Here is a 26,656-nt window from a genome sequence, read left to right as displayed (position 1 = left end):
GTCGANTTCCTGCGNGNNATNCGCACCTACGAGGCCCGCGAGGAGTCGTGGCAACAGAGTAAGATCGACCGCGCCGTCGCCCTCGCCGGAGCGGTCGGCAGCCTCGAACTCACAGAGGCCAGCGAACTGGTGAGTCGCCTTCGCGGGAAGCTACCGCAATCCGGCCGCCGGGCGGTCGCCGAGGAGCTTGAGACGGCGACCCCGGCTGACGGTGGCTCGGAGTCGACCGGCTCGGACGCGACGCTCGAACCGGCAGATTAGCTGTCGAATTGACGCTATTTCCCGAACCGTCGCTGACGATCCNNNTANTCCNGNAGNGCGCGNAGGTAGTCCCGNTTCCGGAAGTCCCGCCAGTTCACGTCCGTGAAGTAGAGCTCCGAGTAGACGGACTGCCAGATCATGAAATCCGAGAGCCGTTCGGCGCCGGTCTTGATGANNAGGTCNGGCNCGTCGNGGAACACCAGTCGGCTGTCGATGTCGTCGGCTTCGATCTCATCAGGTTCGATATCACTGTCGTCGACGGCTTCGGCCAACTGGCGGACGGTTTCGGCGAACTCACGTTTGCCGCCGAGGCCGATGCTCACTTGGATCGGCGCGTCGGCGGATTCGGTGTCGCCGGGCCGCCGCACCGCAAGCGGCAGCGGCGTTTCCAACGCCGTTAGTTCACGACTGAGCGTCGGAATGACGGCCTCATCAAGCACGCTCACGGAGACGGTGATCCGCTCGGCCCCGTACTCGACGGCCCATTCGAAGAAGTCCTGCAGCGTCTCGTAGGCCCCCTGTTCGAGCAGGTCGCGTTCGGTGATGACGACGGCGACGTGCTCCGGCGGGGGGTTCGATTGCCGGCGAAGCCGAACGGAGAGATAGGCCTCGTAGAGCACTGTCGGCATCTCGGTATGCCGGGACAAAAACTCCGGCGGAGTGGCCGCTGTGACCGACTCCCACGGTGATGCCCTTGTCGGGAGGGTTAAGTGGCCGTCAGGGGAACCCCGTGGTGTGACTCGACGGCTCCGACGGGCAGGGGCGTTTGCGGCCGTTGCGACGCTCGCGCTGGCCGCGCCGGTACTCGGGGCGGCGACGGCGGTTCCCTTCGCCGCGATCGCTGTCGCCGCGGCGTTTCTCGTCGACGACGGCCCCCTCTTCGAGCTGTTCGCTCGCCCCGGCGACCGACGGGACGGCCGGCTCAACGGCCTGGCCGGTTTTGGGTTCGCCGCTGCCGCTCTCGCGTTGCTGTTGGCGTTGCCGCGGGCGGCCCTGCCGGTCGATATCTTCGTCGCCGCGCTGCTCATCCTCGGCTTCGGCAACCTCGGGACTGAGGCGATTCGGACGTCGACCAGCGAGCCGTTCTTCGCGGTCGCCGGCTTCGGTGCCGCTGCCGTCCCCGCGGCCGTCGCCGGCCAATACGTCGTCATCGTCTACGAGAACGCGGTCGTCAACTGGTCGGCGATGATCTTCCTTGCGATCGTCGGGACGCTGATCGCCGCGCTGCTCCGCGAATTGCTCTACGAGCGGGACGACCCGCTGGTCGTGCTGTCGGTCGGGCTGGTCATCTGGCTCATCGCCGCGCTCATCGGGCCGGTGCCGACGCCGGATCTGATCGCCGCGTTGGCCGTGACTGCCGGTCTCGGCGGCATCTCGTATGGGCTCGGCACGGCCGACGTATCGGGTATGTTGACCGGCGTTTTGCTCGGCGTGTTGACGATCGTCCTCGGCGGGTTCGGCTGGTTCGCCGTTTTGATCGCCTTTTTCGCTATCGGCGGGTTGGCCTCGAAGTTCCGGTATGAGGCCAAGCAGGCCCGCGGCGTCGCCGAGGACAACGACGGCGCGCGCGGCACCGGCAACGTTCTCGCCAACGCTGGCGTCGCCCTCATTGCAGTCATCGCGCTTGCGGCCGCCGAACAGGTCGACCCCGCGGCCGTCGTCTCGCTGGCACTGCCGTTCGTTTTCGCCGGCTCGTTGGCGACCGCGCTCGGTGATACGCTGTCGAGCGAAGTGGGCTGTCTCTACGATAATCCGCGGTTGATCACGACGCTTGAACCCGTCGAGCCCGGTACCGACGGCGCGATCACGTGGCAGGGCGAACTCGCCGGCCTCGCGGGTGTCGGGCTGGTCGGCGGCCTCTCGGCGGTCGCGTTACCGCTCGGCTCCGCTGTCGTCGGCGGCGCACTCGTCGCTGTCGGTGGGTTCGCTGGCATTACAACTGATAGCCTGCTTGGCGCGACTGTCGAGGGTGACCGCTTCGGCAATCAGTCGATCAACTTCTTTGCGACGCTCACCGGCGGCCTGACGAGCGTCGTCCTCGCCGCTGTTTTCCTCTGATGGACTCGACGATCCGTCCGGCGCGGGCGAGTGATGCCGACCGGCTGCATCGCTTGCAGTCGTTGCTCCCGGAGCCCACTCCGGCGTTGTTGTCGGCGGCGATCCCCGATGAGGGTCCACGAGACGCGCAAGCAGCAACGACCTCACTCGGTGTCGAAATCCCGCTTACGACGACTGCGGCGTTCACGCTGTTAGTCACGGTCGACGAGCGAGATACGGCAGTCGGCTACGTGTTGGCTGTCGGGGGTTCTGGAACCCACATCGCTGAACTCGTCGTCAACCCCGATCACCGCCGGGCGGGGCGTGGACAAGCTCTTTTGGAGAAAGTTATCGCCCGCACCCCCTCGCCGCTGACGGTCCACGTCGCTGCCGACAACGACGCCGCGCGGCAGCTCTACGAGCGTGTCGGCTTCACAGAAATCGCGCACTCTGACGACCAGTTCGAGACCAGCGACGGCCTCACACTTCGGTACGACCCCGATTAGAGTCCGACTTCGGCTTCCGGTGGCTCCAGTTCGTCGGCCGTCAGCACTCGCGTGCCGACCGGCTTCTTGACGAATTCGCCGGTGCTGCGGGCGACGATGTGGTCGACCCCATGCTGGGCGGCCACATCGAGGATACGCTGGCTGAGCTCGCCGTCGAGCACCAGCGAGTACGGCTCGTCGGACGCCTCGATGGCATCGATGAGGCCGTCGAGGTCGGTGTCGGCGAGCGGCTCGAACGCTGCATCGAGCAGCCGAGCGGTCCCGCTGCCGTCGCCGATGATGTCGTCGACGTGGCTTCGGAGTGTCGCTGGCTCTGCTGTCTCCGAGTTGGGGTCATCACCCTCGTCGCTCTCGTCGGCTGTTGCTTTGTCGTTGGTTTCGCTGCCGTCCGCTTCCGCCGGGTTATCGTCCGGCGTCGCTGGTGTCTCGGCATCCGTAGTCGCTTCGGTGCCTCCGTCGTCGCCGAGCGGATCGGGTGGCTCCGGCACCGACGGCGAGTCAGTCGGTGCGACCGGATCGTTGGCTGCCGACGGCGGCGACGGCGAGGAGGCCGGCGAACTGGTCGGGACGACTTCGACCTCCGTGTCGGCATCGGCACCCGCGCCCTCCGCCGAGTCGGGCGTCATCGGCGGCTCGCTGTCACCGACGATGCCCGCCATCGCCTCGCGGACGTTCTGGACATCCTTGAGCCGGTCGGCGGCGACTTTCTGTCTGAGGGTTTCGATGACATCGGTCCGCGAGAGATCCTCAACCGAGCGGCCGTTCGGCGCGAAGGCGACGAAATCGACGTCGCCGACCTGCAGGAGTTCCCGCAGGATCAACTCGCCGCCGCGGTCGCCGTCGACGAAGACGGTCGTCGTTCGTTCGTTCGTCAGGTCGGCGACAGCGTCGGGCACGTCGGTCCCCTCGACAGCGATGGCGTTTTTGATACCGTACTGGAGGAGTTGGAGCACGTCGGCCCGCCCCTCGACGACGATGACGGCGTCGGAGGTGGCGACGCTCGGCCCCGCGGGGAGGCCCTCGTACTCGACGATGTCCTCGACTCGGACGGATTCTCGGACGTCCTCGACGAGGTCCGCACTGGAGACGCTGGTCTCGTCGAAGGCCGTCGCCAGCAACTCCTTTGCGCGGTCGACGACTGCCCGGCGTTTGGCCGCGCGGATGTCCTCGATCTCGCTGATCTCGATGTCGGCCCGGCAGGGGCCGATGCGCTCGATGGTTTCCAGCGACGCCCCGAGGATCGCGGTTTCGGCCTTATCGAGGCTGGTGGCGATGGTGATCTCGCCGAACGATTGGCCGTTTTCGGAGCTGATCTCCACGTCGATCCGGCCGACCTTCGAGGACTCCTGGAGATCGCGGAGATCCAACTCATCGCCCAGCAAGCCCTCCGTCTGGCCGAAGACCGCGCCAACGACGTCGTTGCGCTCGACGACGCCGTTGGCGGCGATCTGAGCGTGAATCAGGTATTTGGTCGTGTCTTCCATTGTGGCTCTTTTCCTCGGGATTCGGATTCGAGCGGCGGTTCGTAACTGCGACTGCTGTTTATAAGGGCTACGCTCGGAAATAGCTGTCGTCGGTCGTGGGTCGCTGTCGGCGGTGCCGTGTCGGATCGGTCGGTCCGCCGGCGGTGCTGTGTTGGATTGCTCAGTCTTCTGGCGTTGCCGCGCCCGATTGGCTGCTATCCCCAGACTTATTTACTGCACAAGGGGATACTCACTCATGGTCTATCGGTGGCGATCTCGGGAAGCCAACTACACTGTTTGGGGGGCCAATCGGGATTCGATGGCCGAAGTCATCAAATCCCATCTTTTCGAACACTCTCAGCAATACCTCTCCCACGAGGATCCCGGCGTTAGCTGGGAGTGTCCCTACTGCGACCGCTCCGAGATCAGCTACGACGAGGACAAAACGATCCAGCACTTCAAGGACCACTTGTTCGAACACGAAGAACAGTTCGTCCAGTCCGGCAGCCACGTCGCCGAGGAGATCGACCGCTCGGGGAACATTCTCGTCAAGGCTCCGAAAAACAGCCCCGGGCTCAACAACGCCCGGATGCATTTCCTCGCGGCCGGCGACATCGTCATCCTGATCACGACGAACCCGGCCGCGCGGCTCCGGATGCTCCGTGAGGAACTCGGTAGCTGGCCCGCGCTGACAGTCGTGTTGACGACGAAGGACGACCCCGCTGAGGACATCAAGGGGTTGGACATCTCGGATGTCCCCATCGAGATCGTCAAACTGAGCAAGAAACTCGGGCTCTCGACGCTCGGGAAAACCATCTCGCGGGTGCTTGAGGACCACGGCAACTCTGAAGGCCAGATCGTCGTCGAGTTCGACATCCTCTCGGAAATCATCAGCAAGTTCGGCGAGAAACCGACGTTCAAGTTCCTCCAAATCCTGACGAATCAGTTCAAAACCGTCGACGCGATCGCCTACTACACGCTCGATCCCGACTCGGTTGACCCCTCGACGATCTCGCTTATCAACGACACCTTCGATCTCTCGATCACCGCCACCGAGACGAACTTCATCTCGGATACCGAGTGAGTCCGCGGCATTTCTGGTCGCTCTCAGGTAGAATCAGCCGGCACGAATTTGAATCACGGTCGTCCCCGCTGGTCACTCCCTGATTCAAATTGTGTGTGTTTCATACAACCCACCGTTCGTGGTGCCTCGCTTGCGGCACTGCGTGCCGCAGCAGCTCGGCGGTGGTGAACGGTGGGTAGAAATGGGCCGGCACGAATTTGAATCGTGGTTACGGCCACCCGAAGGCCGAAGGATACCAAGCTACCCCACCGGCCCGCACTCATCGGCACGCCGCGGCCGAATTTAACGGTTGTGATCGACTCGATTCAGTACTCGGTATAGCCCGCGGTATCCAGCCAGTTGTGAGCGACGGTGATCGTCTGATCGGCGTGAAGCGTCTCGGGGCCAACGCGGAGTCGCTGCTCGGCCTGTTCGGCCAGTAGGTCGGCCTCGCGGTCGGTGAAATCCTGGTGATCCGAAAGCACGAAGACAGGATCGCTCGGTAGCGACGCCTCCGGTAGCGGCGTTCCCTCGGCGTGTAGTTGGACGACCGTCCCCTTGCTGGCAACGTCGTCAAGCGTCGCCTCGAAGCCGAGGCGGTAGAGTTCCATCCCCGGCGATACCTCCGCGGCCATGTGGCCGATGGCGTCCTCGCGTTGGTCGAGTGCGTCCCGAATCCGAGCGGCGATGGTTCGCTCGTCGGGGTAGAGCCGCCGGAGCGTGTCGCTGTCGAACCGGAGGGTGTACTCATCGCCCAATACGAGATGGATCCGTACGTCCTTGCGGATGCCATGCGAGAGGAACACCGCCGCGCCGACACACCGACACAACACGTCGAGCCGGCCGGCTCCCGAGAGGTCATCCAGCGAGAAGTCGGCTGTCGTCGGTGCGTCGTGACCGAGTACAATGAACTGACGCATACCGTTGCGTCGGCAGCGAACGGGTTTAGGTTCGACTACTCGGATCTACAACCGGGAGAACGTGATTCTGTGGTGACTTTTACCCCAAATCCGGCCAAAACTGGCCATATTCTCAAATATCGGTCACAATAACGATAATCACTGCTAATTCAGCGATTTGACGCCAAACGAATCGGCAGCACTCACCGCCCGTTGCTGGTGGTATCAAACCTGAATCTCGCCGGTGTCGGTTTATATATGCACGCCGAATTTCGAACGCATGACTCAGTATGCCGAGATGTTCGGGCAAGGGGGCCTCAACGATCAGGTCGATATCGAGTCGCTCATGCGCGAGATCGACCTCGACAGACAGGAGATCGAGTGGCGGAAGGACTTCATCGATTTCGACGCGGACGACGCCGAGCGGCTGGCCGATCTCCGGCCGCTGTTCGAGGCGCACACCGAAGAGATCGCCGACCTGTTCTACGAGAACCTCACGCAGTACGACCAGACCGTCGAGGTGATCGGCCGCTCGCCGAAGGGTGTCGACCAGTTGCGGCAGACCCAGATGGCGTACTTCGCTACGCTGGCCAGCGGCGAGTACGACTACGAGTATTTCAAACATCGGGCCCGGATCGGCAAGATTCACGACATTCTGGAGATGCCGATGAAACACTACATCGGCCAGTACGGCGTTTACTACGACCTCATTCTCCCGATCCTCACCGAGCAGGTGACCGACCGGCTGACCGACCGCCTGCGGGAAGCTGTCGACGCTGACAGCACCGGCGACGACGTTGCCGCGATCGCCGAGGAAGAGATCACCGAACTCCGGGCGGATATGATGGCTGTTCTCCGGATCATCAACCTCGATATGCAGGTCGTCGCCGACACCTACATTCACTCCTACAGCCAGAAACTGGAGCAAGAAATCGAGCAGCGCGAGCAGTTGGCCCGCGAGGTCGAACGCGACCTCGATGAGCCAATGGCCGACCTCAAACGGTCATCCGCCGAGGTCTCTCAGTCCGCTCAAGACATCTCCGAGCTGACCGGCGAGCAGTCCAACCGCATCCACTCGATCGCCAGCGAGGTCTCCAACATGAGCGCGACCGTCGAAGAGATCGCCTCCTCGGCCGACGAGGTCGAGAACAACAGCGAACGCGCCCGCGAACTCGCCGAGGACGGCCAAGCCGCCGCCGACGACGCGATGGGCGTGATGGACGACGTTGGCGAGGCCGTCGATGAGGTTTCGACCGACGTGGACGAACTCCAGGCCCGCGTCAGCGAGATCAACTCCGTCGTCGAGGTCATCAACGATATCGCCGAACAGACCAACATCCTCGCGCTCAACGCCTCGATTGAGGCGGCACGGGCGGGCGAGGCCGGCGAAGGGTTTGCCGTCGTCGCCGACGAGGTCAAATCGCTGGCGACCGACTCCCAAGAGCGCGCCCAAGAGATCGAGAATCTCGTCACGGCGATCGAAAAGGACACCGACCAAACGGTCGAAAGCCTGGAGGAGACGACCGAACAGATCGACCGCGGCGTCGAACGCGTCGCCGAGGCGATGGAGCTACTCAACGACATCACCGAGGCCGTGGAGGAGACAGCCGACGGCATCCGCGAGGTCTCGGATGCGACCGACGAACAGGCCGCCAGCTCCGAGGAGGTCGCTAGCATGCTCGACGAACTCGTCGAACAGGCCGACACCGTCGCTGAAGAGGTCGAGCGGATCGCCGCCGCCAACGAGCAGCAGGCCTCGACCATCGAAGATGTCTCCGATGCCGTGAGCCGATTAACGAGCGAGTGACGAACCCGCTCAGTCAGTCAGGCCGTAGCCGCGTTTGAAAAGCCAGACGTTCCCCAGCGTGACCGCAACTGTCCCGGCCGTCAGCACGGCCAGCGAGAACTGTGGGTCGACCTCGGCGACGCCGAGGAAGCCGTAGCGAACCCCGTTGACCATGTAGACCATCGGATTCAGTAGCGAGATATCCTGAAGCAGCGGCGGCAGGTCTCCCAGCGAGTAGAAAACCGCGCCGAAGAACACCAGCGGCCGCAGCAGGAACTGATTCATCATCGTCAGGTCGTCGAAATCCTCGGCCAGCAGGCCGCCGACGATCCCGAGACTCGCAAACAGCAGCGAGATCACGAGGATGAACGCGACGAGATAGAGCGGCTGTTCGACCGGCACCGGCTGGTAGAGGCCGCTAATAATACCAAACCCGAGCACCGCGATGAGCGTCCCGACCAACACGCCGCGCAACGCCGAGGCCAGCAGGTACGCCCAGACCATCTGTGTGTACGACAGCGGCGAGGTCAGCGTCTCGTCGATGTACTCGTTCCATCGGCCGTGGAAGATCGAAAACGAGCCGTTCTCGAAGGCGTTCGAGACCGCGCCGAGGACGACCAGCCCCGGCAGGATGAACAGGATGTAGGGAACGCCGATAATGGTGCCAACGCGGTCGCCGAGGATGACCCCGAACACCGAGAAGTACAGGACGTTCGTGATGAACGGCGGGATGAAGGTGTTTTTCGGCCGGCGGACGTACCGCAGGACCTCGCGTTTGACTAAGGTGTAAAAGCCGGTCGGGACGCCCGCGGCGGCGGCCGCGCGGTCGACGACGCTCATTGTTGCCCTCCGTCGGGGGCGACCTGTTGTTCGTGCCGTGAGCGGTCGTCATCTTCCGTGTCGTCGTCGCTGTCGGCAGCGTCGTCACCGTCGCCCGCATTGCCAGTCTCGTCGCTGCTGGTCATCTCGACGAAGATCTCCTCAAGGGAGGTCCGGGTAATTTCGAGATCGACGATCTCGATCCCCTCGCGGTCGAGTTCGCGGACGAGCTGCGGGGCGACCAGTCCACCCTTGCGTGCGGTGACAGTGAGTTGGTGGCCGTCGAGATCGACTGCCTCGACGCGCTCGTCGTCCGCCAGCAGATCGGGCAGCGTTGTTGGCGGCGAGCGGAGTTCGACGACGATGCGATCCGTGCCACGATCCTTCAGTTCAGCCGGCGTGGCGACCGTCCGAACCTGCCCGGAGTCGAGGATTGCCACCTCGTCACAGAGCCGTTCGGCCTCCTCGATATAGTGGGTCGTCAGCAGGATCGTTTTCCCTTGGTCGTTGAGTTTGGTGACGAGTTCCCAGAGGTCGCGCCGGAGTTGCACGTCGACACCGGCCGTGGGTTCGTCGAGAATCAGGAGGTCAGGATCGGTGATGAGTGCCCGCGCGAGCAGGAACCGGCGTTTCATCCCGCCGGAGAGCCAGTCGAAGCGGGTGTCGCGTTTGTCGTAGATGCCGACCTGTTTGAGCACTTCGTCGGCGCGGTCGGCGGCCTCGCTGGCCGGAACGCCGTGGTAGCCGGCCTTATGCTCGAGGACTTCACGGATCGGGAAGAAGCGGTCGACGTTGAACTCCTGTGGTGCGAGTCCGATGGCGTTGCGCGTCTCCCGGTAGTCGTCCTCCACGTCGTGGCCGAAGACGCGAGCGGTGCCACCGGATTTCCGGACGAGGCCGACGAGAATATTGATGAATGTCGTTTTGCCCGCGCCGTTGGGACCGAGCAGGCCGAAGAAACTGCCTTCGGGGACGGTCAGCGAAACGCCGTCGAGGGCAGTCACGTCGTTGTACTCCTTGCGGAGGTTCTCGATATCGAGGGCAGGCGGCTGACTCATTTCTCACCCTCCGTGTCCTGCGTGTCGGCCACTGCCATCGCGTCGTCGATCAACTCGAATACGGCTGGATCGGTCGCCCGGTAGTAGCTCCATTTTCCGTCTTTGCGGGTACTGACGAGGCCGGCCTCGGTCAGACACCGGAGGTGTGAGGCGACTGTCGATTGGGGGGCGTCGAGAGCGGTCTGGAGTTCACAGACACAGCACTCGCCGTCCCGTAACGCCCAGAGCAACCGCAACCGCTGGGGGTTCGAGAGGGCCGCGAAGAGACAGCCGACCTGCTCGGCTACGCTGTCGTCGCCAGCGCGCTCGCGGAGCGTCGTTGCGGCGTCGGCAGGGTCGTCGTAGAGTCGGTGCAAGGAGTCCGGTAGCTCCGCAGTCGACTCGGCAGACTCAGTCATATTGGATACTTTCGATATGGGCGAACGGCGTAAATACTGCGTGGTCGCGCGCCGGTGTGTGGGTCGTCACCACGGCAGTGTCAGGCGATACAAAAGCAAGGAAACGAAGGGCAAGACAATTATCGCCGCCGCCACCTCCTCCTGTATGGACTTCCTTGCCGAGGCCCGTGCCGTCATCGACGCCGGCCCGGTCTGCGATAGCTGTCTGGGTCGGGTCTTCGCCGACCGGAGCTTCGGGCTCTCGAACGCCGATCGTGGCGAGGGGCTGCGCGTCGCCGTCGCGCTCGCTGACGACGAGCCCTACGAGGCCGTCGATCCTGACGACTGCTGGGTCTGTGACGGGGCTTGCGGCCGCTTCGACGAATGGGCCGAGCGCGCCGTCGAGGCCCTCGGCGATCCCGAGTTCGACACCTATCAGGTCGGCACGCGCACGCCGCCGCTGATCGAGGAAAACGACCGCCTGCTCCGTGAGGACGCCAGCCTTGATCCCGACGCCGGCGAGCTGTTCAAATCGAATTTCAACCGCGAGGTCGGCAAACGCATTGGTCGGCTGACTGACACCGAGGTCGACTTCGGCCGCCCGGACGTGCAGTTTACCCTTGATCTCGCCGCCGACAGCGTTGACGTGAAACTCAATTCGGCGTTCGTCTACGGCCGGTACCGCAAGCTCGAACGCGACATCCCACAGACTGAGTGGCCCTGCCGAGAGTGTCACGGCAGCGGGCGACAGGGTGGCCAGCCCTGCGAGCACTGCGACGGCGAGGGCTATCTCTATCCTGAAAGCGTCGAGCAGTTGACCGCACCCGTCGTCGAAGACGTGATGGACGGCGTCGAGGCGACGTTCCACGGCGCGGGTCGGGAGGACGTCGACGCCAAAATGCTCGGCACGGGGCGACCGTTCGTGATCGAAGTCGAAGAGCCCCACCGCCGCCGGATCGATGTCGGGCGACTGGAGGGCGACATCAACGCCTTCGCCGACGGCAAAGTCGAAGTCGAGGGCCTGCGGCTGGCCGACTACGAAATGGTCGAACGCGTCAAGGAACTCGACGCCTCGAAAACGTATCGCGCCGCCGTCGAGTTCGACGCCGACGTGGGCGAATCTGATCTTGCCGACGCAATCAGCGAGATCGACGGTGCGACCATCGAACAGGACACCCCACAGCGCGTCGACCACCGGCGCGCGAGCAAGACCCGCACCCGCGACGTGCTGTCGGCCAGCGCGGAACACGAAGACGCCCGCCACGCGACGGTCGAAATCCACGGCGAGGGCGGCCTCTACATCAAGGAACTCATCTCCAGCGACGAAGGCCGAACGGAACCGAGTCTCGCAGGCCTGCTCGGCGTTGACGCAACTGTGACCGCACTCGACGTACTCGCTGTCGAAGGCACCGCGGAACCCTTCGAGCGCGAGGAATTTTTCATCGACGACGATACCGACGAGTAGCGATCCATGGCAACGTATCAGATCGGCGTCGACGAAGCTGGCAAAGGGCCGGTCTTGGGTCCAATGGTCGCTGCGGCGGTTCGCGCCGACGAGGCCGATCTGCCCGACGGCATCGATGATTCCAAGCGACTCAGCGAATCGACACGCGAGTCGATAGCGACGCAACTCCGCGAGTCGCCAGCGGTCGCTGTCGGGGTCGGCGTCGTCACGACCGACGAAATCGACGACCCTGAGACGGATATGAACAGCCTAACCGTGGCTGCACAGGTGCGAGCCCTCAGCGACGTTGCCGAGGATGGTGACCACGCCATCGTCGACGCTGGCGACGTGTCGGAATCGCGGTTCGCCCGCCGCGTTGCCGACGGTGTCGCCAAGAGCGGTATCGACATCGACGTGACAGCCGAACACGGGGCTGACGAGTCGAACCGACTTGCGGGAGCCGCCAGCGTTGTCGCCAAAGTCGAACGCGACAGCCGGATCGCCGCCCTCGACGAGGAGTACGACGCCGACATCGGCAGCGGCTACCCGAGCGATCCGACGACCCGTGAGTTTCTGGCCGCCTATGTCGACGCAACCGGCGAGGTGCCGCCCTGTGCCCGTCGCTCGTGGTCGACCTGCGAGGAGTTACTGACCGCTGCCGAGCAGTCCGGACTTGACGACTTTTGAAAAAGGACGCGACGGCGACGGTGCCAGCGCGTTAGCGTTTCGTCAGCAGGTTCCGCAGGATGTCACCGTAGGCGGGTCGGGTGACGAAGACACCGACCAGCACGCCGAGGATCGTGAAGATGGCGAACCCACGGAGGTCGCCAAGCGAGAGCACCGCCAGCGGNNNCATNGCGATGATCGTCGTNGCGGCNGCGNCGCCGATCACCCAGAACGCCTTCTTGAACCGCGAGCTGAAGACACGATTGCTGGAGACGTCGCCCTCGGCCATCACCCCGTCGGCGATGATCACGAGGTCGTCGACCCCAGTCCCGAGCACCGCGATGAAGCTCGCCACGACTGAGAGATCCAGCGGGTAGCCGAGATAGGCGGCGAAGCCAAGCAGGATCAATACCTCGGAGAACGCCGTTAGGATCATCGGCAGGGCGACTTGCGTCTCGCGGTAGCGGGCGAAGACGACCCCCGAGACCGTGAGAATAGCGAGGATGCCGATGATCAGCGAGTCCGTTCGGAAGCTCTCACCCTGCGTCGGCGAGATGAACGAGGTCGTTCCCTGATCGAGCGCGAGCTCGGCCGGCAGCGCGCCAGCGCGGAGGTTGATGGCGATCTGTTGGGCCTCCTCGAAGGAGGTCGTCGTCAGGACGAAGCTCGGATCGCGGGCCCACTGTCCGTTCCGCATACTGGCCGCGAGCTCCCGGTTCATCCCGAAGGAGTTGATGATCTCGCCGTCGACGACGAGTTGGAGACACGCATCCGTGTTCTGGGGGTTATCCTCGTAGCGACACTCGGAGCCACCCTGTTGGGCGACGCCGGTCTCGACAACCGCCGTCTGGAAGTTCTCGGCGATGTTGTTGTTCTGCCGTATCGTCACCGGCACGCGGTCGGGCTGGCGGGCGTCGGCCTGTTGGGCCCCACCGATGGTGGCGAAGTCGTCCTGCGTCAGCACCGACTCCCGGGTGACGTACTCGCCGGCGTCGTTCTGGTGGTAGATGTCGATCCGAACGGTCCCGCGGTCCTCGATTAGATCGATCACGTCAGAGCGGTCCTGTCCGGGGACTTCGACGAGGATGAAGAAGCCGGTACCGTCAGTGACTTGTTGGACACTAGCCCCGGAGAGTCCGGCCTGATTGACCTTGCTCTCGATGACGTTAATCGCCTCGTCGCGGGTCTCCTGTGTCACGCCATCACGGATCGTTCCGTACTCGTAGCCAGCCGCGTTGAGGGCGTCGCCGAACTCTGATTCGCTCACCTCGGGATCGACGACTTCGATCGTCGGCCCGTTGGTGGTGCCGCGGCGGACGTAGACATCTGTGACTTCTGTGTCGGGGAGCGCGTCGGCGACAGCAGTCTGGACGTCGGAGCCGCTATCGTCACCGAGTTCGACGGTCTCGGCAGTCATTCCGGTCAGTGGCGCGCGGATACGCGTCCCGCCGGCCAGATCAAGCCCGTACTGGAGATTGGTGATGCCTTGGCTGGCGGTTTGGCCCTCGCCGCCGACGTTCGTTTCGGGAGCCATCGTCGGCGAGAACAGCACGAACAGCGAGGCTACCAGAATGACACACAGCGCGACCAGCCGCCAGTTGGATTTGAGTTTGCCGATCATCGTTTGACCCCTCGGTTAACGTGCCAGCGAAGCAGGCTCACGTTCAGCAGGTAGGTGTTCATCAGATCGGCCAGCAGGCCGATGACGAGGATGATGCCGATAGCGGTCATGATCTGGATGCCGAAGGCAAACGCCGAGACGGTCATCACGGCCATCGCCGCGATCGAGGTCAGCGTCATCGTCACCCCGGTCCGCATCGCCCGGCTCGTCGACTCGTAGAAGTCGCCGGACTCCCGAAGCACGCTGTTGTTCAGCAGGATGTCGGAGTCAACACTGTAACCGATCAGCATGAGCAGCGCGGCGACCGTCCCCAGTGAGAGATTGATACCCAGCAGGTTCATCATCGCCAACGGAAGCATCACGTCGGAAAAGGCCGATGCGATGACGGCGATCGAGGGAACAACGCTGCGGAACATCGCAAAGACCAGCAGACTCATGCCGAGGAAGGCGACGATAACGCCGCCGAGGGCGATGGTCTGGGTGTTCGATCCGAAGCTCGCTGAGACAGAGGAGCTGGACTGAATGGAAAAGCCGGCGGCTTCGGCCTGTTCCTCTAAGACCGTGAGTTGGGTTTCGCCATCCGCCGTGTCGACGACGCCCTGTGAGAAGCTAACGATGTAGGTGTCGTCGGCAGCGATCTGCCGGATCGACTCCGGTTCCGCGCTGAACGCGGCTTCGATCTGTTGTTCGGCGTTGCCGCCGGGGTCGTCGATGCGGAGTTCCGAGCCGCCGACGAACTCCAAGCCGAGGTTCGCCGGCGCGCCGGTAGCGAGATACCAGCCACCGATCACGAGCAGTGCGACCGCGAGTAACGCCAACGGGATCGCCACCAGTTGGCGGTTCGAGTACTCGGTGTAGTCAACCGTCGGTACCGAAAGCTGCGCCATACTGTCGGTGGTTTTGGGGGTTGAATAAGCCTTCTCATATCGCGGAACCGACCCCACGGTCGAACGGCGGCTGCAGCCCCGCTATGGCAGATATCGCACGCTCACGACGCCCGGGGCCGAGCGAACCTCGACGCGATTGACACCGAGCCGGGCGGCCCGCGACAGCGTCGCTTCCCGGTCGTCGAGTACGTCGTCGACGGCGTCGTCGGTCTCGTCGTCGGGGACGGTAATCACGTGGAGTTCGCCGGTGCCGGCCCGCGGTTCTTTGGTCAACTCGCCGACGGGCTGGTCGGCAGCGAGCTCCTGTTCGCGTGCGGTCGGCGGTTCCTCGCTTTCCTCGATCGACAGCGACCGTCGGTCGTCGATCTCGGTGAGTTGCCACGAGACCTCCATCGGCGGGTCGGGCGCGACCGTTCCCTCGACGGCGTCGTCGACCTCGACGCCGGGGTTGTCGGCGAGGGTGTGGACCTGCCCGTCGTGGACGTCCTTGAGGACGGCCGAGTCGTCGTCGGCGTGGGTGACGAGAAACGTACTCTCCTTGGCTTCGGCTGGCTCGTCCGATTCGCTCATGGGTAACTGTAGCAGCGACGACGGTTTCGGGGTTTCGGGACGTGCTCGCCGATTACCGCGACAGCAGATAATGCGCGGCGGCGATCAGCCCCATCGAGCCGGCCGGCGGCGCGAGCGCGCCGACCTGCGGGATGGCGTACAGCACGGCGATGATCGGCGCGAAGAGCCCCGACGGCGGCGGGCGCGTGACGGTTTCGCCGTCGAGGGTGAACGACTCCGGCATCGAGATGATCGCTGCGAGGTACAGCGACAGCAGGAAGGCGAAGCCGAGGGCGGCCATGATCGTGTCGTAGCGTGGGTGATACGAGAGTCCCTTGCGATGCTTGCGGGCGACCAGCAGCGTCGGCGCGAGCAGCGGCCCGGCGGCGAACAGCCCGAGAACAGCGATGAAGGTCCGTGAGAGCGTCAGCGAGCCACCCGGAGCCGACGCTGTTTCGCCGATCCAGACGATCAGTGCGAAGGTGAACAGCCCGCCGACGAAGGCGGCGGCGAGCGTGCCGATGACGACGTAGAGTCGGAAGAACAGCGAGTCGCCGTGCCGGAAGGCGTAGGGAAACGCGCCGATGACGCCGCGGTAGGCCTCAGCCATTGACGGCGGTAGGGTCGCCGCGAAATTAAACGTCGCGGGATCGACCGCTCGCGGCCGCCCGCTGGTGACCTCACTCAGTCGATCCCAACGGCCCGCACCGGCGCGCCGTCGCCGCCGAGCGCGAGCGGGTACGCGCGCAGTTCGAACCGCTCGCCAACGCTCCCGAGATTGGTCAGGTTCTCGACGATCAGGCAGTCGTTGCCGAGCAGCGCGTGATGCGCCGCAAAGTCGGTCGGCTCGTCGTCGTTGGCCTGCTCACTTGGCGTCGGATCGGGGCTCAGCGCGTCGATGCCGACCGCCAGTCCGTAGTCGGCACAGCGGGCCGCCATTTCGGGTGCAACGTAGGGGTGGTCGAGATACTGCTCGGTGTTCCAGTAGGCATCCCAGCCAGTCCAGAAGACAGCCATGTCGGCGTCGGCCAGCACGTCGTCTGCGGGGAGTCGTTTCGGGTCGAGCGGCTCGCGGGCTTCGCAGTCTCGGCAGTCGATGCGGACCGCGTCGAAGACGAAGCGATCGAGCGAGAACGCTGACAGTGGGTCGCCGTCAGGTTCGGTGTGGAGTGGCGCGTCGATGTGGGTGCCGGTGTGGCTGCCGCACGAGAGGGATTCGACGTGGTAGCCGTCGTCGGCGTGGGTCGCGTGGGCGGTCCGGCTGACTGCTGGATCGCCGGGATAGGTCTGCATTCCATCCTCGATTGGGTGGGTGAGATCAACGTGGTCGAGCATGGGTTAGCCTCACTGCGACCGGGCAAAGAGGCTGTGACCACAACAACGACTTTACCGCCGCCGGACGCGGACACAAGTATGTATCTGGATATCGGCAATGCACTCGGCGGCAGTCCCGGCCTCACCGAAGACACCCTTGATCACCTCGACGAACGGGTGGGGATCGCCCACGAGCGCATCGAGCAGGGTCGCGCGGACGACGAACACGGCTACGCCGCGCTCAACCTCCCTGAGACGGTCGATACCGACGAGATCCGCGCGGCGGTCGAGCCGTTCGGCACGCCCGAAGCCGTCCTGACGGTCGGCATCGGCGGCAGCGCGCTCGGCGCGGCGACCATCTCCGCCGCACTGTCGGACCAGACCGACGTGGAGGCCCATTTCCTCGATAACGTCGATCCCGAGGATACCGCCGAACTTCTCGATTCGCTCCCGCTTGACGACACTGTCGTCAACGTCGTCTCCCGGTCAGGCACGACTGCGGAAACGCTCTCGAACTTCCTTGTCGTCCGCGAGGCGATGGACGATGCTGGCGTCGATTGGACCGAGCAGACTTTCGTGACGACTGGCGACGACGGCAACCTCAGAAACCTCGCCGACAAACACGACCTCCCGTCGCTCAAAGTCCCCGAAGGCGTGCCGGGCCGCTTCTCCGCGCTCTCGACGGTTGGACTGGCCTGCGGCGCGCTGCAGGGCCTCGATATCGAGGGCGTCGTCGCCGGCGCGCAAACCGAGATGGATTCGCTGTCGGGCTCGCTGTACGACTCGCCGGCCTACGCCTACGGTGCGGTCTGCTACGCTCTCGCGGAGCGCGGCGCGCTGACCAACGCGATGATGCCGTATGCCGAGTCACTCGAATATTTCGCCGAGTGGTTCGCGCAACTGTGGGCCGAAAGTCTCGGCAAGGAACAGGTCGGCCAGACGCCGGCGCGCGCACTCGGTGCGACCGACCAGCACTCTCAACTCCAACTCTACCGGGCCGGCCCCCGCGATAAGCTCGTCACGCTCGTGCGGCCACGCGAGCGCGAGGATATCGACATCCCTGAAACCGATCTTGAGGGCCTCTCGTATCTTGGCGGCTCTGGCCTCGGCGAACTACTCGACGCGGAATTCGAGGCGACCGAAGCTAGCCTTGCCACCGAGGGCCGACCGAACGTCCGCATCGAGATCGACGCCGTCGACGCCGAAGGCATCGGCGAACTCCTGTACGCGATGGAGGCCGCGACCGTGATGTACGGCGAACTCGCCGGCCTGTCGACGTTTACGCAGCCGGCCGTCGAGTGGGGCAAGAAGGCCGCCCGCGGGCTGCTCGGCGGTGGCGACTTCGAGGAAGCCGACGCGGTCGCCGACAAGCGAACGTACACCATCGAATAATCCGCTCGAACGTTCCCTGCTGGAATCGAATCGATGTCACTAACACGCCGCCGGCTCACGTTTCGGTAGGTAATGGTCCCCGATAGCGACTCGTCGGCGGAATCGGCAGCCGCTGCGACTGAGGCGACCGACGCTGCTGAGGCGAGAGACGCGACTGACGACCGCGGGCCGCAACTCGGCCATCTCGCCGAGGCAGTCGGGGTCTTACTCGGTGCGTACCTGTTTGCGAGCATTGCCGTCACCGCGCTCGATCCGGCTGTCAGCGGCCTTGATGTTATTCCCGGCACCGACAACGACACCGGCATCCTCCGGACGGCGATCCAGTTCGTCGGGCTCATCGTCGTCGTCATTTGGTACGACCGCTTCGTCCGCGAGGGGTTGCTCCGGGCGGTCGTCCCCGACCGCCGTGCGGCCGCGCTGATCGGCGGCGGTATCGTCACGCTCGTGGCGGCCAACTACGGGATCAGCGGGCTCTTCAGCCGCCTCGGCTTCGACAGCGGGACGAACGCCGCCGTCGCCGCCGGCGCGGGCGATCCGACCTACTTTCTGGTGATGGTCCTCATTTCGATTCTCCTCGTCGGGCCGGCCGAGGAACTCCTGTTTCGTGGGGCCGTGCAGGGGCGGCTCCGGGACTCGTGGGGCGCGTGGCCGTCGATCCTCGCAGCGACGGTGTTGTTCGGAGCCGTCCACGCGCCGGCAGTCAGCGGTGGTCGCGCGGCGGTGCTCTCGGCGGTCGTGATCGCCACGATCCTCGGCGTGCTGTTGGGCTATCTCTACGAGCGAACGGACAACATCGTCGTTCCCGCAGTTGTCCACGGCGTCAACAACGCAGTCATCTTCGGTGGGCTCTATCTGCGTGAGATCGGTGTTCTCTGAGCCGCGATGTGACTGAGCGAAGCTGCTGTCGTCAGCAACAAACAGTAACAACCGCTAGCGACGCTCTCAGTTGGGGTTTTTGCGTTTCAGGTCGCTGCCGCAGATCCGACACCGGTCGAGTTTGTCGTCGTAGGTGCGGCCACAGCCCTGACACTGGAACTGCCAGTCCCGCTGTTCGGTGATGCCGTCTTGGGCGATGACTTGGACGTTGACGTTGAGGCGATCGGCGACGTTCTGCATCGCGTAGTCGTCGGTGACTAAGGTGCCGTCGAGTTCGAAGGCGGCGGCGACGAGGACGAGATCGGTTTCGGAGAGTTCGTCGGCGTCGCCGGTTTCGGCGGCGGCCCGATTGATCTTTTCGACCGTTTCTTCGGAGGGGATGTGGATGTGCATGCCCGCGCCCTCCTCGGCATCGAAGCGGAAGGCGTGTTCGCCTTCCAATTCCTCGTGGACCTGCGGGACCGAGGCGGTTTCCTCGTCAGTGTGATACTCGTTGATAAACGCCGACGTGTCGAGAATCTGCATATCGTTACCGAGAAACAACGATGTAGTCTTTGACGGCCTGAACGGCGCTGACTGGGACTTGGAGTCGCCCGGCGTCGTCGGCATCGAACCCCGCCTTCTGCGGTGTGATGCCCTCGTTCGGTGTGACCAACAGCCGATTGAGGCTGCCCGTTTTCATATCCATCGTGATGTTGTAGAGGTCGCCGAGCTCCGTCCCGTCGTCCCCCATCACGGCTTTCCCGGAGAGGTTTTCAGCGAGTATGTCAACCATGCCTTCGATAGGCGGTTGCACTCACATAAACGCCACGGGCGCGTCCGACGGACGGCCGACGACGGCGAAGTTGAAAGCCTTAACTCCGATGGCACGTTGTCACCGATAACGCGGTCTCCGGAGTTCTATGCATGTCCGATCACGACCCCTCACTGCGAACCCCCATCGTCGCTGTCCTCGGTCACGTCGACCACGGCAAGACCAGTCTGCTGGATAAGATCCGTGGCTCGGCGGTCAGCGACGGCGANGCNGGNGCNATCACCCANCACATCGGCGCGACGGCCGTCCCGCTGGANACCATCGNNGANATGGCCGGNNNNCTNGTCNACNNNGNNGACTTCGACCTNCCCGGGCTGCTGTTCATCGACACGCCCGGACACCACTCCTTCTCGACGCTGCGCGCCCGCGGCGGTGCGCTCGCCGACATCGCCGTGCTCGTCGTCGACGTGAACGACGGCTTCCAGCCGCAGACGATCGAGGCGCTCGACATCCTCCAGCGGACGCAGACGCCGTTCGTCGTCGCCGCGAACAAGGNNGANACGNNGCCNGGNTGGAACCCAACGGAAAACTCGCCGATCAAACCCAGCTACGACGGCCAAAGCGACGCCGCCCGAAAGCGACTCGACGAGAACCTCTATGAGATCATCGGCCAACTCTCCGACGACGGATTCTCGGCGGATCTCTACTGGCGCGTCCAAAACTTCCAGAAGAACATCGGCGTCGTCCCCTGTTCGGCCCTCACTGGCGAGGGCGTCCCCGACGTTCTCGCGGTGCTGATGGGCCTCTCCCAGCGGTTCATGAAGGCCGAAATGGAGATCGACGTGGAAGGGCCGGGCGAGGGCACGGTACTGGAGGTCAAAGACGAACAGGGCTTCGGCGCGACGCTGGACGTCGTCGTCTACGACGGGACGATCCGCGAGGGCGATCAGATCGTCGTCGGCGGGGTCAACGACCCCATCGTTACCGAGATTCGCGCACTGCTCCAACCGCAGCCCAACGCCGAGATCCGGGTCGAAAACCGCTTCGAGCGGGTNGAGTCGGTCGCCGCNGCGNCGGGNNTCAAGATCGCCGCGCCGNGCCTCGACGACGCGATGGCCGGCGCTCCGGTGCGCGTCGTCCGCGACCGCACCGTCGACGAGGTCATCGGCGAGGTGGAGGCGGANCTCNCNNAGATCGANGTCGANACNGAGGAGNANGGCGTCGTCGTCAAAGCGGACACGCTCGGCAGTCTCGAAGCGATGGCCAACGCGTTGCAGGAAGCCGAGGTGCCGATCCTGCGGGCGGAGGTCGGCGACGTGGCCCCCCGCGATATCGCCGTCGCCGGCACGGCCCGCGAACCCGAACACACCGTCATCCTCGGCTTCAACGTCGACGTGTTGCCGGATGCCGAGCGCGAACTCGAACAGAGCGAGGTGACGCTGTTCCACGACGACGTGATCTACCAACTCGTCGAGGACTACGAGGAGCACGTCGAGACGATGCAGCAGGCCCAACAGGAGACGATCCTCGATAAGATCGTCCGGCCCGCGCGGTTCCAGATCCTCGACGATCACACCTTCCGGCAATCGGACCCGGCGGTCGTCGGCGTCGAGATTATGTCCGGCACCGTGACCAACAACAGCAACGTCGCCAAATTCGAGAACAACGAACCCAACCGCGTCGGCGAACTCTCCGGGATCCAGGCCCAAGGCGACGACGTGGAAGAGGCCCGCGCCGGCGAGCGCGTCAGCGTCGCCATCGACGGCCCGACGGTCGGCCGGCAGATCGAGGAGGGCGACGAACTCTGGATCGAAGTCCCCGAAAAGCACGCGAAGATCCTCGAACAGGAACTCAACGAGGAGATCCCGGCCGACGAACTGGAAGCCCTCTCTGGGTATCTCAACAAGCGGCGGAAGCGCGATCCGTTCTGGGGCAAATAGCTGTCGTCGGAATCTACTGGATCAGTCTCGTCTTTCTTTGTCGTCTCTCAAGGCTGCTATCGGCGCGGGCTGGGTTGCGAGGTGGGTATCGGTGAATCCGGTGTCGTACTTCAGTCCGTAGCCGAGGAAGCGGTCGGCACCGATGTGGCCGGCCCAGATCAGCGCGACGAGGACGGCCGGTCGAATATCGACCCAGAGGCCGACTCCCCCGACTGCGAGCGGGAGCGTGTAGGTGTGGACGATGTTGTAACAGCGACTCCCGATCCGTCGCCCGGCGAGGTAGCCGAGCATCGACACATCGGGCAGGAGCGCGCCGATCGCCAGCAGCCACAGCGAGCCATCGAGGCTGGCGTAGCTTCCGAGGACAACCACCAGCACGGCGAACCCCTCGGCGCGCAGGAATCTCTGTGGAGTCATACGGAGTTTCCAGACGGACCGCTTGAAAAAGTAAGCGATTAGCGATTCGGCCCACCGCTCGTTACGACTCGGCGTCGGTTTCGTCGCGTCCGCTTGCAGCCGAATCGGTTGCGGGCGGGACGGCATGTCGATCCGGGAGATCGCCCTCGGGCTCGCGGCCGACGGTGAACAGCCGCTCGGTGTAGGTCAGCTCCTCGGTGGCCGGACTCGGTTTCGTGACCGATTCGTACTCGACGGCGACGCCGTCTGTGTCGTCGCCCTCGTCGGCATCGGCGGCGGCGATCCGCACAGCGGGCAGTTGGTAGGAGGGATAAAACACCGGCGGGAGGATCCCGATAATCCCGTTACGGCGGTGAAGTCGCTTGAGCCATGTGCCGGTGTTGACGACGAGGCCGCCGTCGACCCGCCGCAGCGACGGTCGGTGGGTGTGGCCGTAACAGAAGACCGTTTTCTCGGGGTCGTCGGCGAAGAGGTCGCTGGCGTACTCCTCGTAGGGACCGGCGGGATCGACGGTCAGTTCGGTTTCGAAGACGCCGAAGCGGTTGATCGTCTGGCGAGCGTCCCGCCGGAAGAAGTACAGTGGAATCCCGAGCAGTAACAACAGCCCCGTGACGGCGACGTTGATCGACAGCAGCAGCCACGCGGCCGTTCCCGCCGCGCCGAACTGCCCCAAGAAGGCCTCGGTGCGATCGACCGGTAGCGACCAGATCCCGACGATATCGAGGCCGGCGAGGACCGCCAACACCGCGCTGATGTTGAACAGCAGGAGGAACGGCACCAGCGAGTACCGCAGTGCGGGGTTCATCTCCCGGTAGAAGTACTTCGAGATGAGCCAGACCGGCATCCGCTCGGTCGGCGTCACCGCCTGTACATCCTTCAGCCAGTTGTACCGGCCGCGATCCGAGAGCTTGCCCGCCCGGCTGGTGACGAGGGTGTTGTAGTAGTACCCCAACGGCGTCGCATGCGGGTTCCCCCAGTCTTCGATGCGGTTGTTCGGGTCCTGTTGGTTCCCGTGCTCGAAGTGGATCACGTGATCGCCGACCCGGCGTTCGATCGAGATCTCCTGTATCAACTCCACGTTGTAGGCGGCGAACCGCTCGACGTACTCGTCGTAGGCCGCCAACTCGTGGTCGTGGTTGCCCGGCAGCAGGGTAATATCGATGTTCTCGCCGGTCGCTTCGAGTTGGGCGAAGAGTTCTGGATAGATCTCCTCCAGCATGTCGAATTTTTCGAGCCCCTCGACGGTGGTGAACTCCCAGAGACCGAAGGCGTCGCCGTTGATGACGAGTTCGGCGTTTTCGTCCGTTGTTTCGAGCCGTTCGAGAAAGCCGAGGAGTTCGTCGAGGAACTCGACTTCCTCCAGCTGCTCGTCGCCGCCGATGTGGAGGTCGCTGATGACGTAGTAGACCCGGTCGGCGTCGCCGCCGTCGTTCGGGTCGGCGTTGCCGCCGTCGCTCGGGTCGTCATCGGTCATTGGGTGCCAAAGGGGCATCGGCGGGATAAATCCGGTGGCGATACCGGGTCGTCGCGCCAGCCGGATTGCAACCTTCCGACACCTCACATCTTTTTGACGGTCCCGGTTGCAGCAATGGTATGGACAAGATTGCCTTCGGCACCGACGGGTGGCGCGCCACCCTCGATATCTTCACCGACGAACGCGTCCGGATCGTTGGCGAAGCGGTCGCAACGTATCTCGAAGACGAGGGATACACCGACCCCGTGATCGTCGGCTACGACGCCCGCGAAACCTCCCCCGGCTTTGCGGAAAGCCTCGCGGAGATCCTCGCTGGCCACGGGTTCGACGTGCTTCTCCCCGAGCGGGACTGCCCGACGCCCGTCATCGCCTACGCCATCGTCAACCGCGGCCTGTCGTGTGCGCTGATGGTGACGGCCTCGCACAATCCGCCGGAGTACAACGGCGTGAAGTTCATCCCCGAGGACGGCGCGCCCGCCCTACCGGAGCGCACCGAAAAGATCGAGGCCAACCTCGCCGAACCCGATCTCCTGCCGGAAGACGAGTGGGGCGAGATCCGCGACGTGGATCCGATCCCGGACCACGCCGAGCACGCGACCGACCTCGTCGGCGAAGACCTCTCAGATCTCACCATCGTCTACGACGCGCTGTACGGCAGCGGCCAAGGCGTCACCGACGCCCTCCTTGAGTCGGCTGGCGCGGAAGTCATCCGTCGCCGCTGTGAGAAGGACCCGACGTTCGGCGGCGGCGAACCCGAACCGAGTCCGAGCAACCTCCAGCCGCTCGCGGACGCGGTCGAGGAACACGACGCCGACCTCGGCATCGCCAACGACGGCGACGCCGACCGGATCGCTATCACCACTCCTGAGCGCGGCTACCTCGACGAGAACCTGTTTTTCGCCGCCGTCTACGACTACCTGCTCGAATCCGACTCCGGTCCCGCCGTGCGGTCGGTGTCGACGACGTTCCTCATTGACCGCATCGCCGAAGCCAACGGTGAGGAAGTCATCGAGGTGCCCGTCGGCTTCAAGTGGGTCGGCAAAGCGATGGGCGAGTCCGACGCGCTGATCGGCGGCGAGGAGTCGGGTGGCTTCTCGATCCGCGGCCACATCCGCGAGAAAGACGGCGTCCTGATGGCCCTGCTGGCCGGCGCGGTCACCGCCGCCAAGCCGCTCGACGACCGTGTTGACGCCCTGCTGGAGGAGTTCGGTGAGATCCACGCCAGCAAACGCAGCGTCGACTGTCCGGACAGCGAGAAGGAGCGCGTGCTGTCGGATCTCGACGACCACATTCCGGAGTCGGTCGCCGGCAGCGCGGTCGCCAACACCGTCACGCTCGACGGCTTCAAACTCCTGCTTGAGGACGGCTCGTGGCTCTTGATCCGTCCAAGTGGCACTGAGCCGAAACTGCGGGTCTACGGTGAGGCCGGCAGCGACGAGCGACTACAGACGCTGCTCGACGAGGGCGTCGCGCTCGTCGAACCGCTCGTCTGAGGTCACGTCGACTCCCGTTTTCGCACTGGCTCACTGTTGTTTTCCCACCGCCTGCGTAGCGACGTTGCGCTCGATACAGATGGCGGGAGGCGAGCGCGCGAAGAGCCGTATTTCCCGCCGATATTCAGGGAAACCGGGTGTCTTTTTATCCGGGCTTTCGTACCCCGAATCATGTTCAAGGCNATCGTGAGNGCNGANACGCTCNNGGACGCGCTCGACTCCGTGAGCGTGCTGGTCGACGAGTGCAAGATTCGGCTCGAGGACGACGGCCTCGCTATCCGGGCCGTCGACCCGGCGAACGTCGGTATGGTCGATCTCTCGCTTTCCGCGGCCGCGTTCGAGTCCTACGAGACGGACGGCGGCGTCATCGGCGTGAACCTCTCCCGGCTGGAGGAGTTCGTCGGTATGGCCGACGCCGGCCAGCTCGTTCAGCTCGAACTCGACGAGGAGACNCGNAAGCTCCACNTCCAGATCGATGGTCTCTCCTACACGCTCGCGCTGATCGACCCCGACTCGATCCGCCAAGAGCCTGATATCCCGGATCTCGACCTCTCGGCGGAAATCGTGCTTGAGGGCAGCCAGCTCAGCCGCGGGATCACCGCTGCCGACATGGTCAGCGACCACATCGCCCTCCGCGTCGACGCCGACGAGGAAGCATTCTACATCGAAGCCGAGGGCGACACCGACGACGTGGACCTGAAACTCGACCGCGAGGACCTGATCGATCTGACGCCCGGCGAAGCCGACTCGCTGTTCTCNCTCGACTACCTGAAGGANATGAACAAGGCGATCCCNNNCGNNNCNGAGGTNACNNNGGANCTCGGCGAGGAGTTCCCCGTNAANCTCCACTNCGANNTCGCCGANGGCCTCGGGCAGGTCACCTACATGCTCGCCCCGCGGATCCAGAGCGAATAACACCACTCACGCGCCGTTTTTTACTCCCGTTTCGTTGTCGACGAGCTGCCGACCCCGTGTTTCGTGTTTCGCGTCTCGCGTCTCGTGTTTCGCTCGTGACCGCAGTCGGCCTGTTCCGCGCCCGGACTGTTGCCGTCAAACGGAGGTTTATACAGAGTCGTGTGATCTGTTTGCTATGCTCTCTCGACGACGCGCGCTGGCGACAGTCGGTATTGCCGTCGCTACAGGTGGCTGTGCCGCACTGCCCGAAGAGGTGACTGACCCGACAGCAAACGGTAGTAGTGGGAACTCGACAGCGGACAATGGGCTTGCGCCCGGGGAGGCGCGACTCGGCTCGATTACGCTGCAAAGCACCGACGACGACACCCACACCATCCAGATCGCCGTCGAGGACAGCGATGGCATCGTTCACCTCGATAGCTACGATCTCACTGCCGACGAACCGAGTGTCACCGTCACTGATGAGTGGGGCGAGACGGCCTCGGAATACCGAATCACCGTCCGAAGCGACAGTACCGAACCGCGGACGATCACGGTCGCCGATCGATTGGCTGCCGGTAGCGACTGTGTGGCCCTGCTGATCTTACTGGACGCTGAGGGTGAGTTCAGGGTCTGGAACCGTGACTGTTCGCCGTAAGCGTTCGC

At 64.3% G+C, this 26,656-nt stretch carries 27 protein-coding genes, 1 tRNA gene and 1 pseudogene (1 of these 29 running past the window's edge); 13 read left to right on the top strand and 16 right to left on the bottom strand.

The genetic code is table 11. The features are described 5' to 3' along the window. Positions 1-261: the end of a polyprenyl diphosphate synthase gene (gene uppS, locus EGH24_RS09070; RefSeq protein WP_142979828.1), read on the top strand. Its footprint begins 711 nt before the window's first position; only the last 261 of its 972 coding nucleotides appear in the window; its start codon lies beyond the left edge, outside the window; its stop codon occupies positions 259-261. Between the two features lie 14 nt (positions 262-275). Here uppS and EGH24_RS09065 read toward each other — a convergent pair. Continuing rightward, positions 276-890 (bottom strand): annotated as a pseudogene (locus EGH24_RS09065) (undecaprenyl diphosphate synthase family protein). 106 nt (positions 891-996) lie between these two features. Here EGH24_RS09065 and EGH24_RS09060 point away from each other — a divergent pair. Next, positions 997-2,319, top strand: a complete 1,323-nt coding sequence (locus EGH24_RS09060) for a DUF92 domain-containing protein (RefSeq protein ID WP_142979827.1) — start codon at positions 997-999, stop codon at positions 2,317-2,319. Then, complete coding sequence (locus EGH24_RS09055; RefSeq protein WP_142979826.1) at positions 2,319-2,804, top strand: GNAT family N-acetyltransferase; 486 nt, start codon at positions 2,319-2,321, stop codon at positions 2,802-2,804. Before EGH24_RS09060 ends, EGH24_RS09055 begins: the two co-directional genes overlap by 1 nt. Here the strand turns inward: EGH24_RS09055 and dnaG are convergent. Next, positions 2,801-4,288: a DNA primase DnaG gene (gene dnaG, locus EGH24_RS09050; RefSeq protein ID WP_142979825.1), complete on the bottom strand. Its 1,488-nt coding sequence runs from the start codon at positions 4,286-4,288 to the stop codon at positions 2,801-2,803. The two genes, EGH24_RS09055 and dnaG, sit on opposite strands and share 4 nt — an antisense overlap. A 235-nt stretch (positions 4,289-4,523) precedes the next feature. Here dnaG and EGH24_RS09045 point away from each other — a divergent pair, with 235 nt between their 5' ends. Beyond that, positions 4,524-5,351: a DUF7504 family protein gene (locus EGH24_RS09045; protein ID WP_142979824.1), complete on the top strand. Its 828-nt coding sequence runs from the start codon at positions 4,524-4,526 to the stop codon at positions 5,349-5,351. A gap of 182 nt (positions 5,352-5,533) precedes the next feature. Here EGH24_RS09045 and EGH24_RS09040 read toward each other — a convergent pair. Together EGH24_RS09040 and trmY are read right to left on the bottom strand one after the other, a co-directional pair. Continuing rightward, positions 5,534-5,606: transfer RNA gene (locus EGH24_RS09040), tRNA-Pro, on the bottom strand. Positions 5,607-5,656: 50 nt separating this feature from the next. After that, complete coding sequence (gene trmY, locus EGH24_RS09035; protein ID WP_142979823.1) at positions 5,657-6,250, bottom strand: tRNA (pseudouridine(54)-N(1))-methyltransferase TrmY; 594 nt, start codon at positions 6,248-6,250, stop codon at positions 5,657-5,659. A 259-nt stretch (positions 6,251-6,509) separates the two neighbouring features. Here trmY and EGH24_RS09030 point away from each other — a divergent pair, with 259 nt between their 5' ends. Next, positions 6,510-8,036 (top strand): globin-coupled sensor protein, encoded by a 1,527-nt coding sequence (locus EGH24_RS09030; protein ID WP_142979822.1) that lies wholly within the window; start codon positions 6,510-6,512, stop codon positions 8,034-8,036. Positions 8,037-8,045: 9 nt separating this feature from the next. Here EGH24_RS09030 and EGH24_RS09025 read toward each other — a convergent pair whose 3' ends face one another. From EGH24_RS09025 to EGH24_RS09015, 3 genes are read right to left on the bottom strand one after another with little or no spacing between them, the layout of a single operon-like run. Then, entirely contained in the window at positions 8,046-8,855 is an 810-nt protein-coding gene (locus EGH24_RS09025) for an ABC transporter permease (RefSeq protein WP_142979821.1), read from the bottom strand. After that, positions 8,852-9,892, bottom strand: a complete 1,041-nt coding sequence (locus EGH24_RS09020; RefSeq protein WP_142979820.1) for an ABC transporter ATP-binding protein — start codon at positions 9,890-9,892, stop codon at positions 8,852-8,854. The genes EGH24_RS09025 and EGH24_RS09020 overlap by 4 nt, the downstream gene beginning before the upstream one ends. Beyond that, on the bottom strand, positions 9,889-10,290 hold the full coding sequence (locus EGH24_RS09015; protein ID WP_142979819.1) for an ArsR/SmtB family transcription factor: 402 nt from the start codon (positions 10,288-10,290) through the stop codon (positions 9,889-9,891). The genes EGH24_RS09020 and EGH24_RS09015 overlap by 4 nt, the downstream gene beginning before the upstream one ends. A 145-nt stretch (positions 10,291-10,435) precedes the next feature. Here EGH24_RS09015 and EGH24_RS09010 point away from each other — a divergent pair, with 145 nt between their 5' ends. Further along, the gene (locus EGH24_RS09010) at positions 10,436-11,734 is read left to right on the top strand and encodes a tRNA pseudouridine(54/55) synthase Pus10 (RefSeq protein WP_142979818.1); all 1,299 of its coding nucleotides are present in this window, start codon (positions 10,436-10,438) and stop codon (positions 11,732-11,734) included. Positions 11,735-11,740: 6 nt separating this feature from the next. Beyond that, positions 11,741-12,400, top strand: coding sequence for a ribonuclease HII (gene rnhB, locus EGH24_RS09005; RefSeq protein WP_142979817.1), 660 nt, complete (start codon positions 11,741-11,743; stop codon positions 12,398-12,400). Positions 12,401-12,431: 31 nt separating this feature from the next. Here the strand turns inward: rnhB and EGH24_RS09000 are convergent, their stop codons facing one another. The 5 genes from EGH24_RS09000 to EGH24_RS08980 all read right to left on the bottom strand — a co-directional run bounded on the left by EGH24_RS09000 (position 12,432) and on the right by EGH24_RS08980 (position 16,771). After that, positions 12,432-13,997 carry a preprotein translocase subunit SecD gene (locus EGH24_RS09000; RefSeq protein WP_142979925.1) on the bottom strand — a complete coding sequence of 522 codons (1,566 nt, stop codon included), beginning with the start codon at positions 13,995-13,997 and terminating at the stop codon, positions 12,432-12,434. Continuing rightward, on the bottom strand, positions 13,997-14,887 hold the full coding sequence (gene secF, locus EGH24_RS08995; protein WP_142979816.1) for a protein translocase subunit SecF: 891 nt from the start codon (positions 14,885-14,887) through the stop codon (positions 13,997-13,999). Before secF ends, EGH24_RS09000 begins: the two co-directional genes overlap by 1 nt. Before the next feature lie 81 nt (positions 14,888-14,968). Beyond that, positions 14,969-15,457 (bottom strand): DUF5812 family protein, encoded by a 489-nt coding sequence (locus tag EGH24_RS08990; RefSeq protein WP_142979815.1) that lies wholly within the window; start codon positions 15,455-15,457, stop codon positions 14,969-14,971. Positions 15,458-15,509: 52 nt separating this feature from the next. Continuing rightward, complete coding sequence (locus EGH24_RS08985) at positions 15,510-16,046, bottom strand: hypothetical protein (RefSeq protein WP_142979814.1); 537 nt, start codon at positions 16,044-16,046, stop codon at positions 15,510-15,512. 74 nt (positions 16,047-16,120) lie between these two features. Continuing rightward, positions 16,121-16,771, bottom strand: coding sequence for a cyclase family protein (locus EGH24_RS08980; protein ID WP_142979813.1), 651 nt, complete (start codon positions 16,769-16,771; stop codon positions 16,121-16,123). Positions 16,772-16,849: 78 nt separating this feature from the next. Between EGH24_RS08980 and EGH24_RS08975 the strand changes: the two genes are divergently transcribed. Next, positions 16,850-18,142 carry a glucose-6-phosphate isomerase gene (locus EGH24_RS08975; RefSeq protein ID WP_142979812.1) on the top strand — a complete coding sequence of 431 codons (1,293 nt, stop codon included), beginning with the start codon at positions 16,850-16,852 and terminating at the stop codon, positions 18,140-18,142. 72 nt (positions 18,143-18,214) lie between these two features. Next, positions 18,215-19,018: a CPBP family intramembrane glutamic endopeptidase gene (locus EGH24_RS08970; RefSeq protein ID WP_142979811.1), complete on the top strand. Its 804-nt coding sequence runs from the start codon at positions 18,215-18,217 to the stop codon at positions 19,016-19,018. A gap of 66 nt (positions 19,019-19,084) precedes the next feature. On the opposite strand, the gene EGH24_RS08965 is transcribed toward EGH24_RS08970, so the two are convergent. Both EGH24_RS08965 and EGH24_RS08960 read right to left on the bottom strand, forming a co-directional pair. Next, positions 19,085-19,543, bottom strand: coding sequence for an NOB1 family endonuclease (locus tag EGH24_RS08965; RefSeq protein ID WP_142979810.1), 459 nt, complete (start codon positions 19,541-19,543; stop codon positions 19,085-19,087). A gap of 4 nt (positions 19,544-19,547) precedes the next feature. Further along, complete coding sequence (locus EGH24_RS08960; protein ID WP_142979809.1) at positions 19,548-19,793, bottom strand: PRC-barrel domain-containing protein; 246 nt, start codon at positions 19,791-19,793, stop codon at positions 19,548-19,550. Between the two features lie 131 nt (positions 19,794-19,924). Between EGH24_RS08960 and infB the strand changes: the two genes are divergently transcribed. Further along, the gene (gene infB, locus EGH24_RS08955; RefSeq protein WP_142979808.1) at positions 19,925-21,712 is read left to right on the top strand and encodes a translation initiation factor IF-2; all 1,788 of its coding nucleotides are present in this window, start codon (positions 19,925-19,927) and stop codon (positions 21,710-21,712) included. Positions 21,713-21,733: 21 nt separating this feature from the next. Here the strand turns inward: infB and EGH24_RS08950 are convergent, their stop codons facing one another. Both EGH24_RS08950 and EGH24_RS08945 read right to left on the bottom strand, forming a co-directional pair. Then, a complete protein-coding gene (locus tag EGH24_RS08950; RefSeq protein ID WP_142979807.1) occupies positions 21,734-22,129 on the bottom strand; it encodes a DUF4260 domain-containing protein in 396 nt (131 codons plus the stop codon). A 61-nt stretch (positions 22,130-22,190) separates the two neighbouring features. Next, positions 22,191-23,603: a metallophosphoesterase gene (locus EGH24_RS08945; protein ID WP_142979806.1), complete on the bottom strand. Its 1,413-nt coding sequence runs from the start codon at positions 23,601-23,603 to the stop codon at positions 22,191-22,193. A 119-nt stretch (positions 23,604-23,722) separates the two neighbouring features. Here EGH24_RS08945 and EGH24_RS08940 point away from each other — a divergent pair, with 119 nt between their 5' ends. The 3 genes from EGH24_RS08940 to EGH24_RS08930 all read left to right on the top strand — a co-directional run bounded on the left by EGH24_RS08940 (position 23,723) and on the right by EGH24_RS08930 (position 26,648). Beyond that, complete coding sequence (locus EGH24_RS08940; RefSeq protein ID WP_142979805.1) at positions 23,723-25,096, top strand: phosphoglucomutase/phosphomannomutase family protein; 1,374 nt, start codon at positions 23,723-23,725, stop codon at positions 25,094-25,096. Positions 25,097-25,267: 171 nt separating this feature from the next. Further along, complete coding sequence (locus EGH24_RS08935) at positions 25,268-26,011, top strand: DNA polymerase sliding clamp (RefSeq protein ID WP_142979804.1); 744 nt, start codon at positions 25,268-25,270, stop codon at positions 26,009-26,011. 175 nt (positions 26,012-26,186) lie between these two features. Next, on the top strand, positions 26,187-26,648 hold the full coding sequence (locus tag EGH24_RS08930; protein ID WP_142979803.1) for a twin-arginine translocation signal domain-containing protein: 462 nt from the start codon (positions 26,187-26,189) through the stop codon (positions 26,646-26,648). Positions 26,649-26,656: the final 8 nt, after the last annotated feature.

Source organism: Halonotius terrestris (assembly GCF_006861665.1).
Lineage (GTDB): Archaea > Halobacteriota > Halobacteria > Halobacteriales > Haloferacaceae > Halonotius > Halonotius terrestris.
Note: the sequence above shows the minus strand (reverse complement) of the source record. Positions and strands in the feature narration are given on the sequence as shown.

Bases quoted from the DNA above. Each gene is read 5' to 3' on its own strand.
- EGH24_RS09055 (WP_142979826.1), top strand. From the start codon at position 2,319: ATGGACTCGACGATCCGTCCGGCGCGGGCGAGTGATGCCGACCGGCTG.
- dnaG (WP_142979825.1), bottom strand. From the start codon at position 4,288: ATGGAAGACACGACCAAATACCTGATTCACGCTCAGATCGCCGCCAAC.
- EGH24_RS09045 (WP_142979824.1), top strand. From the start codon at position 4,524: ATGGTCTATCGGTGGCGATCTCGGGAAGCCAACTACACTGTTTGGGGG.
- trmY (WP_142979823.1), bottom strand. From the start codon at position 6,250: ATGCGTCAGTTCATTGTACTCGGTCACGACGCACCGACGACAGCCGAC.
- EGH24_RS09030 (WP_142979822.1), top strand. From the start codon at position 6,510: ATGACTCAGTATGCCGAGATGTTCGGGCAAGGGGGCCTCAACGATCAG.
- EGH24_RS09025 (WP_142979821.1), bottom strand. From the start codon at position 8,855: ATGAGCGTCGTCGACCGCGCGGCCGCCGCCGCGGGCGTCCCGACCGGC.
- EGH24_RS09020 (WP_142979820.1), bottom strand. From the start codon at position 9,892: ATGAGTCAGCCGCCTGCCCTCGATATCGAGAACCTCCGCAAGGAGTAC.
- EGH24_RS09015 (WP_142979819.1), bottom strand. From the start codon at position 10,290: ATGACTGAGTCTGCCGAGTCGACTGCGGAGCTACCGGACTCCTTGCAC.
- EGH24_RS09010 (WP_142979818.1), top strand. From the start codon at position 10,436: ATGGACTTCCTTGCCGAGGCCCGTGCCGTCATCGACGCCGGCCCGGTC.
- rnhB (WP_142979817.1), top strand. From the start codon at position 11,741: ATGGCAACGTATCAGATCGGCGTCGACGAAGCTGGCAAAGGGCCGGTC.
- secF (WP_142979816.1), bottom strand. From the start codon at position 14,887: ATGGCGCAGCTTTCGGTACCGACGGTTGACTACACCGAGTACTCGAAC.
- EGH24_RS08990 (WP_142979815.1), bottom strand. From the start codon at position 15,457: ATGAGCGAATCGGACGAGCCAGCCGAAGCCAAGGAGAGTACGTTTCTC.
- EGH24_RS08985 (WP_142979814.1), bottom strand. From the start codon at position 16,046: ATGGCTGAGGCCTACCGCGGCGTCATCGGCGCGTTTCCCTACGCCTTC.
- EGH24_RS08980 (WP_142979813.1), bottom strand. From the start codon at position 16,771: ATGCTCGACCACGTTGATCTCACCCACCCAATCGAGGATGGAATGCAG.
- EGH24_RS08975 (WP_142979812.1), top strand. From the start codon at position 16,850: ATGTATCTGGATATCGGCAATGCACTCGGCGGCAGTCCCGGCCTCACC.
- EGH24_RS08970 (WP_142979811.1), top strand. From the start codon at position 18,215: ATGGTCCCCGATAGCGACTCGTCGGCGGAATCGGCAGCCGCTGCGACT.
- EGH24_RS08965 (WP_142979810.1), bottom strand. From the start codon at position 19,543: ATGCAGATTCTCGACACGTCGGCGTTTATCAACGAGTATCACACTGAC.
- EGH24_RS08960 (WP_142979809.1), bottom strand. From the start codon at position 19,793: ATGGTTGACATACTCGCTGAAAACCTCTCCGGGAAAGCCGTGATGGGG.
- EGH24_RS08950 (WP_142979807.1), bottom strand. From the start codon at position 22,129: ATGACTCCACAGAGATTCCTGCGCGCCGAGGGGTTCGCCGTGCTGGTG.
- EGH24_RS08945 (WP_142979806.1), bottom strand. From the start codon at position 23,603: ATGACCGATGACGACCCGAGCGACGGCGGCAACGCCGACCCGAACGAC.
- EGH24_RS08940 (WP_142979805.1), top strand. From the start codon at position 23,723: ATGGACAAGATTGCCTTCGGCACCGACGGGTGGCGCGCCACCCTCGAT.
- EGH24_RS08930 (WP_142979803.1), top strand. From the start codon at position 26,187: ATGCTCTCTCGACGACGCGCGCTGGCGACAGTCGGTATTGCCGTCGCT.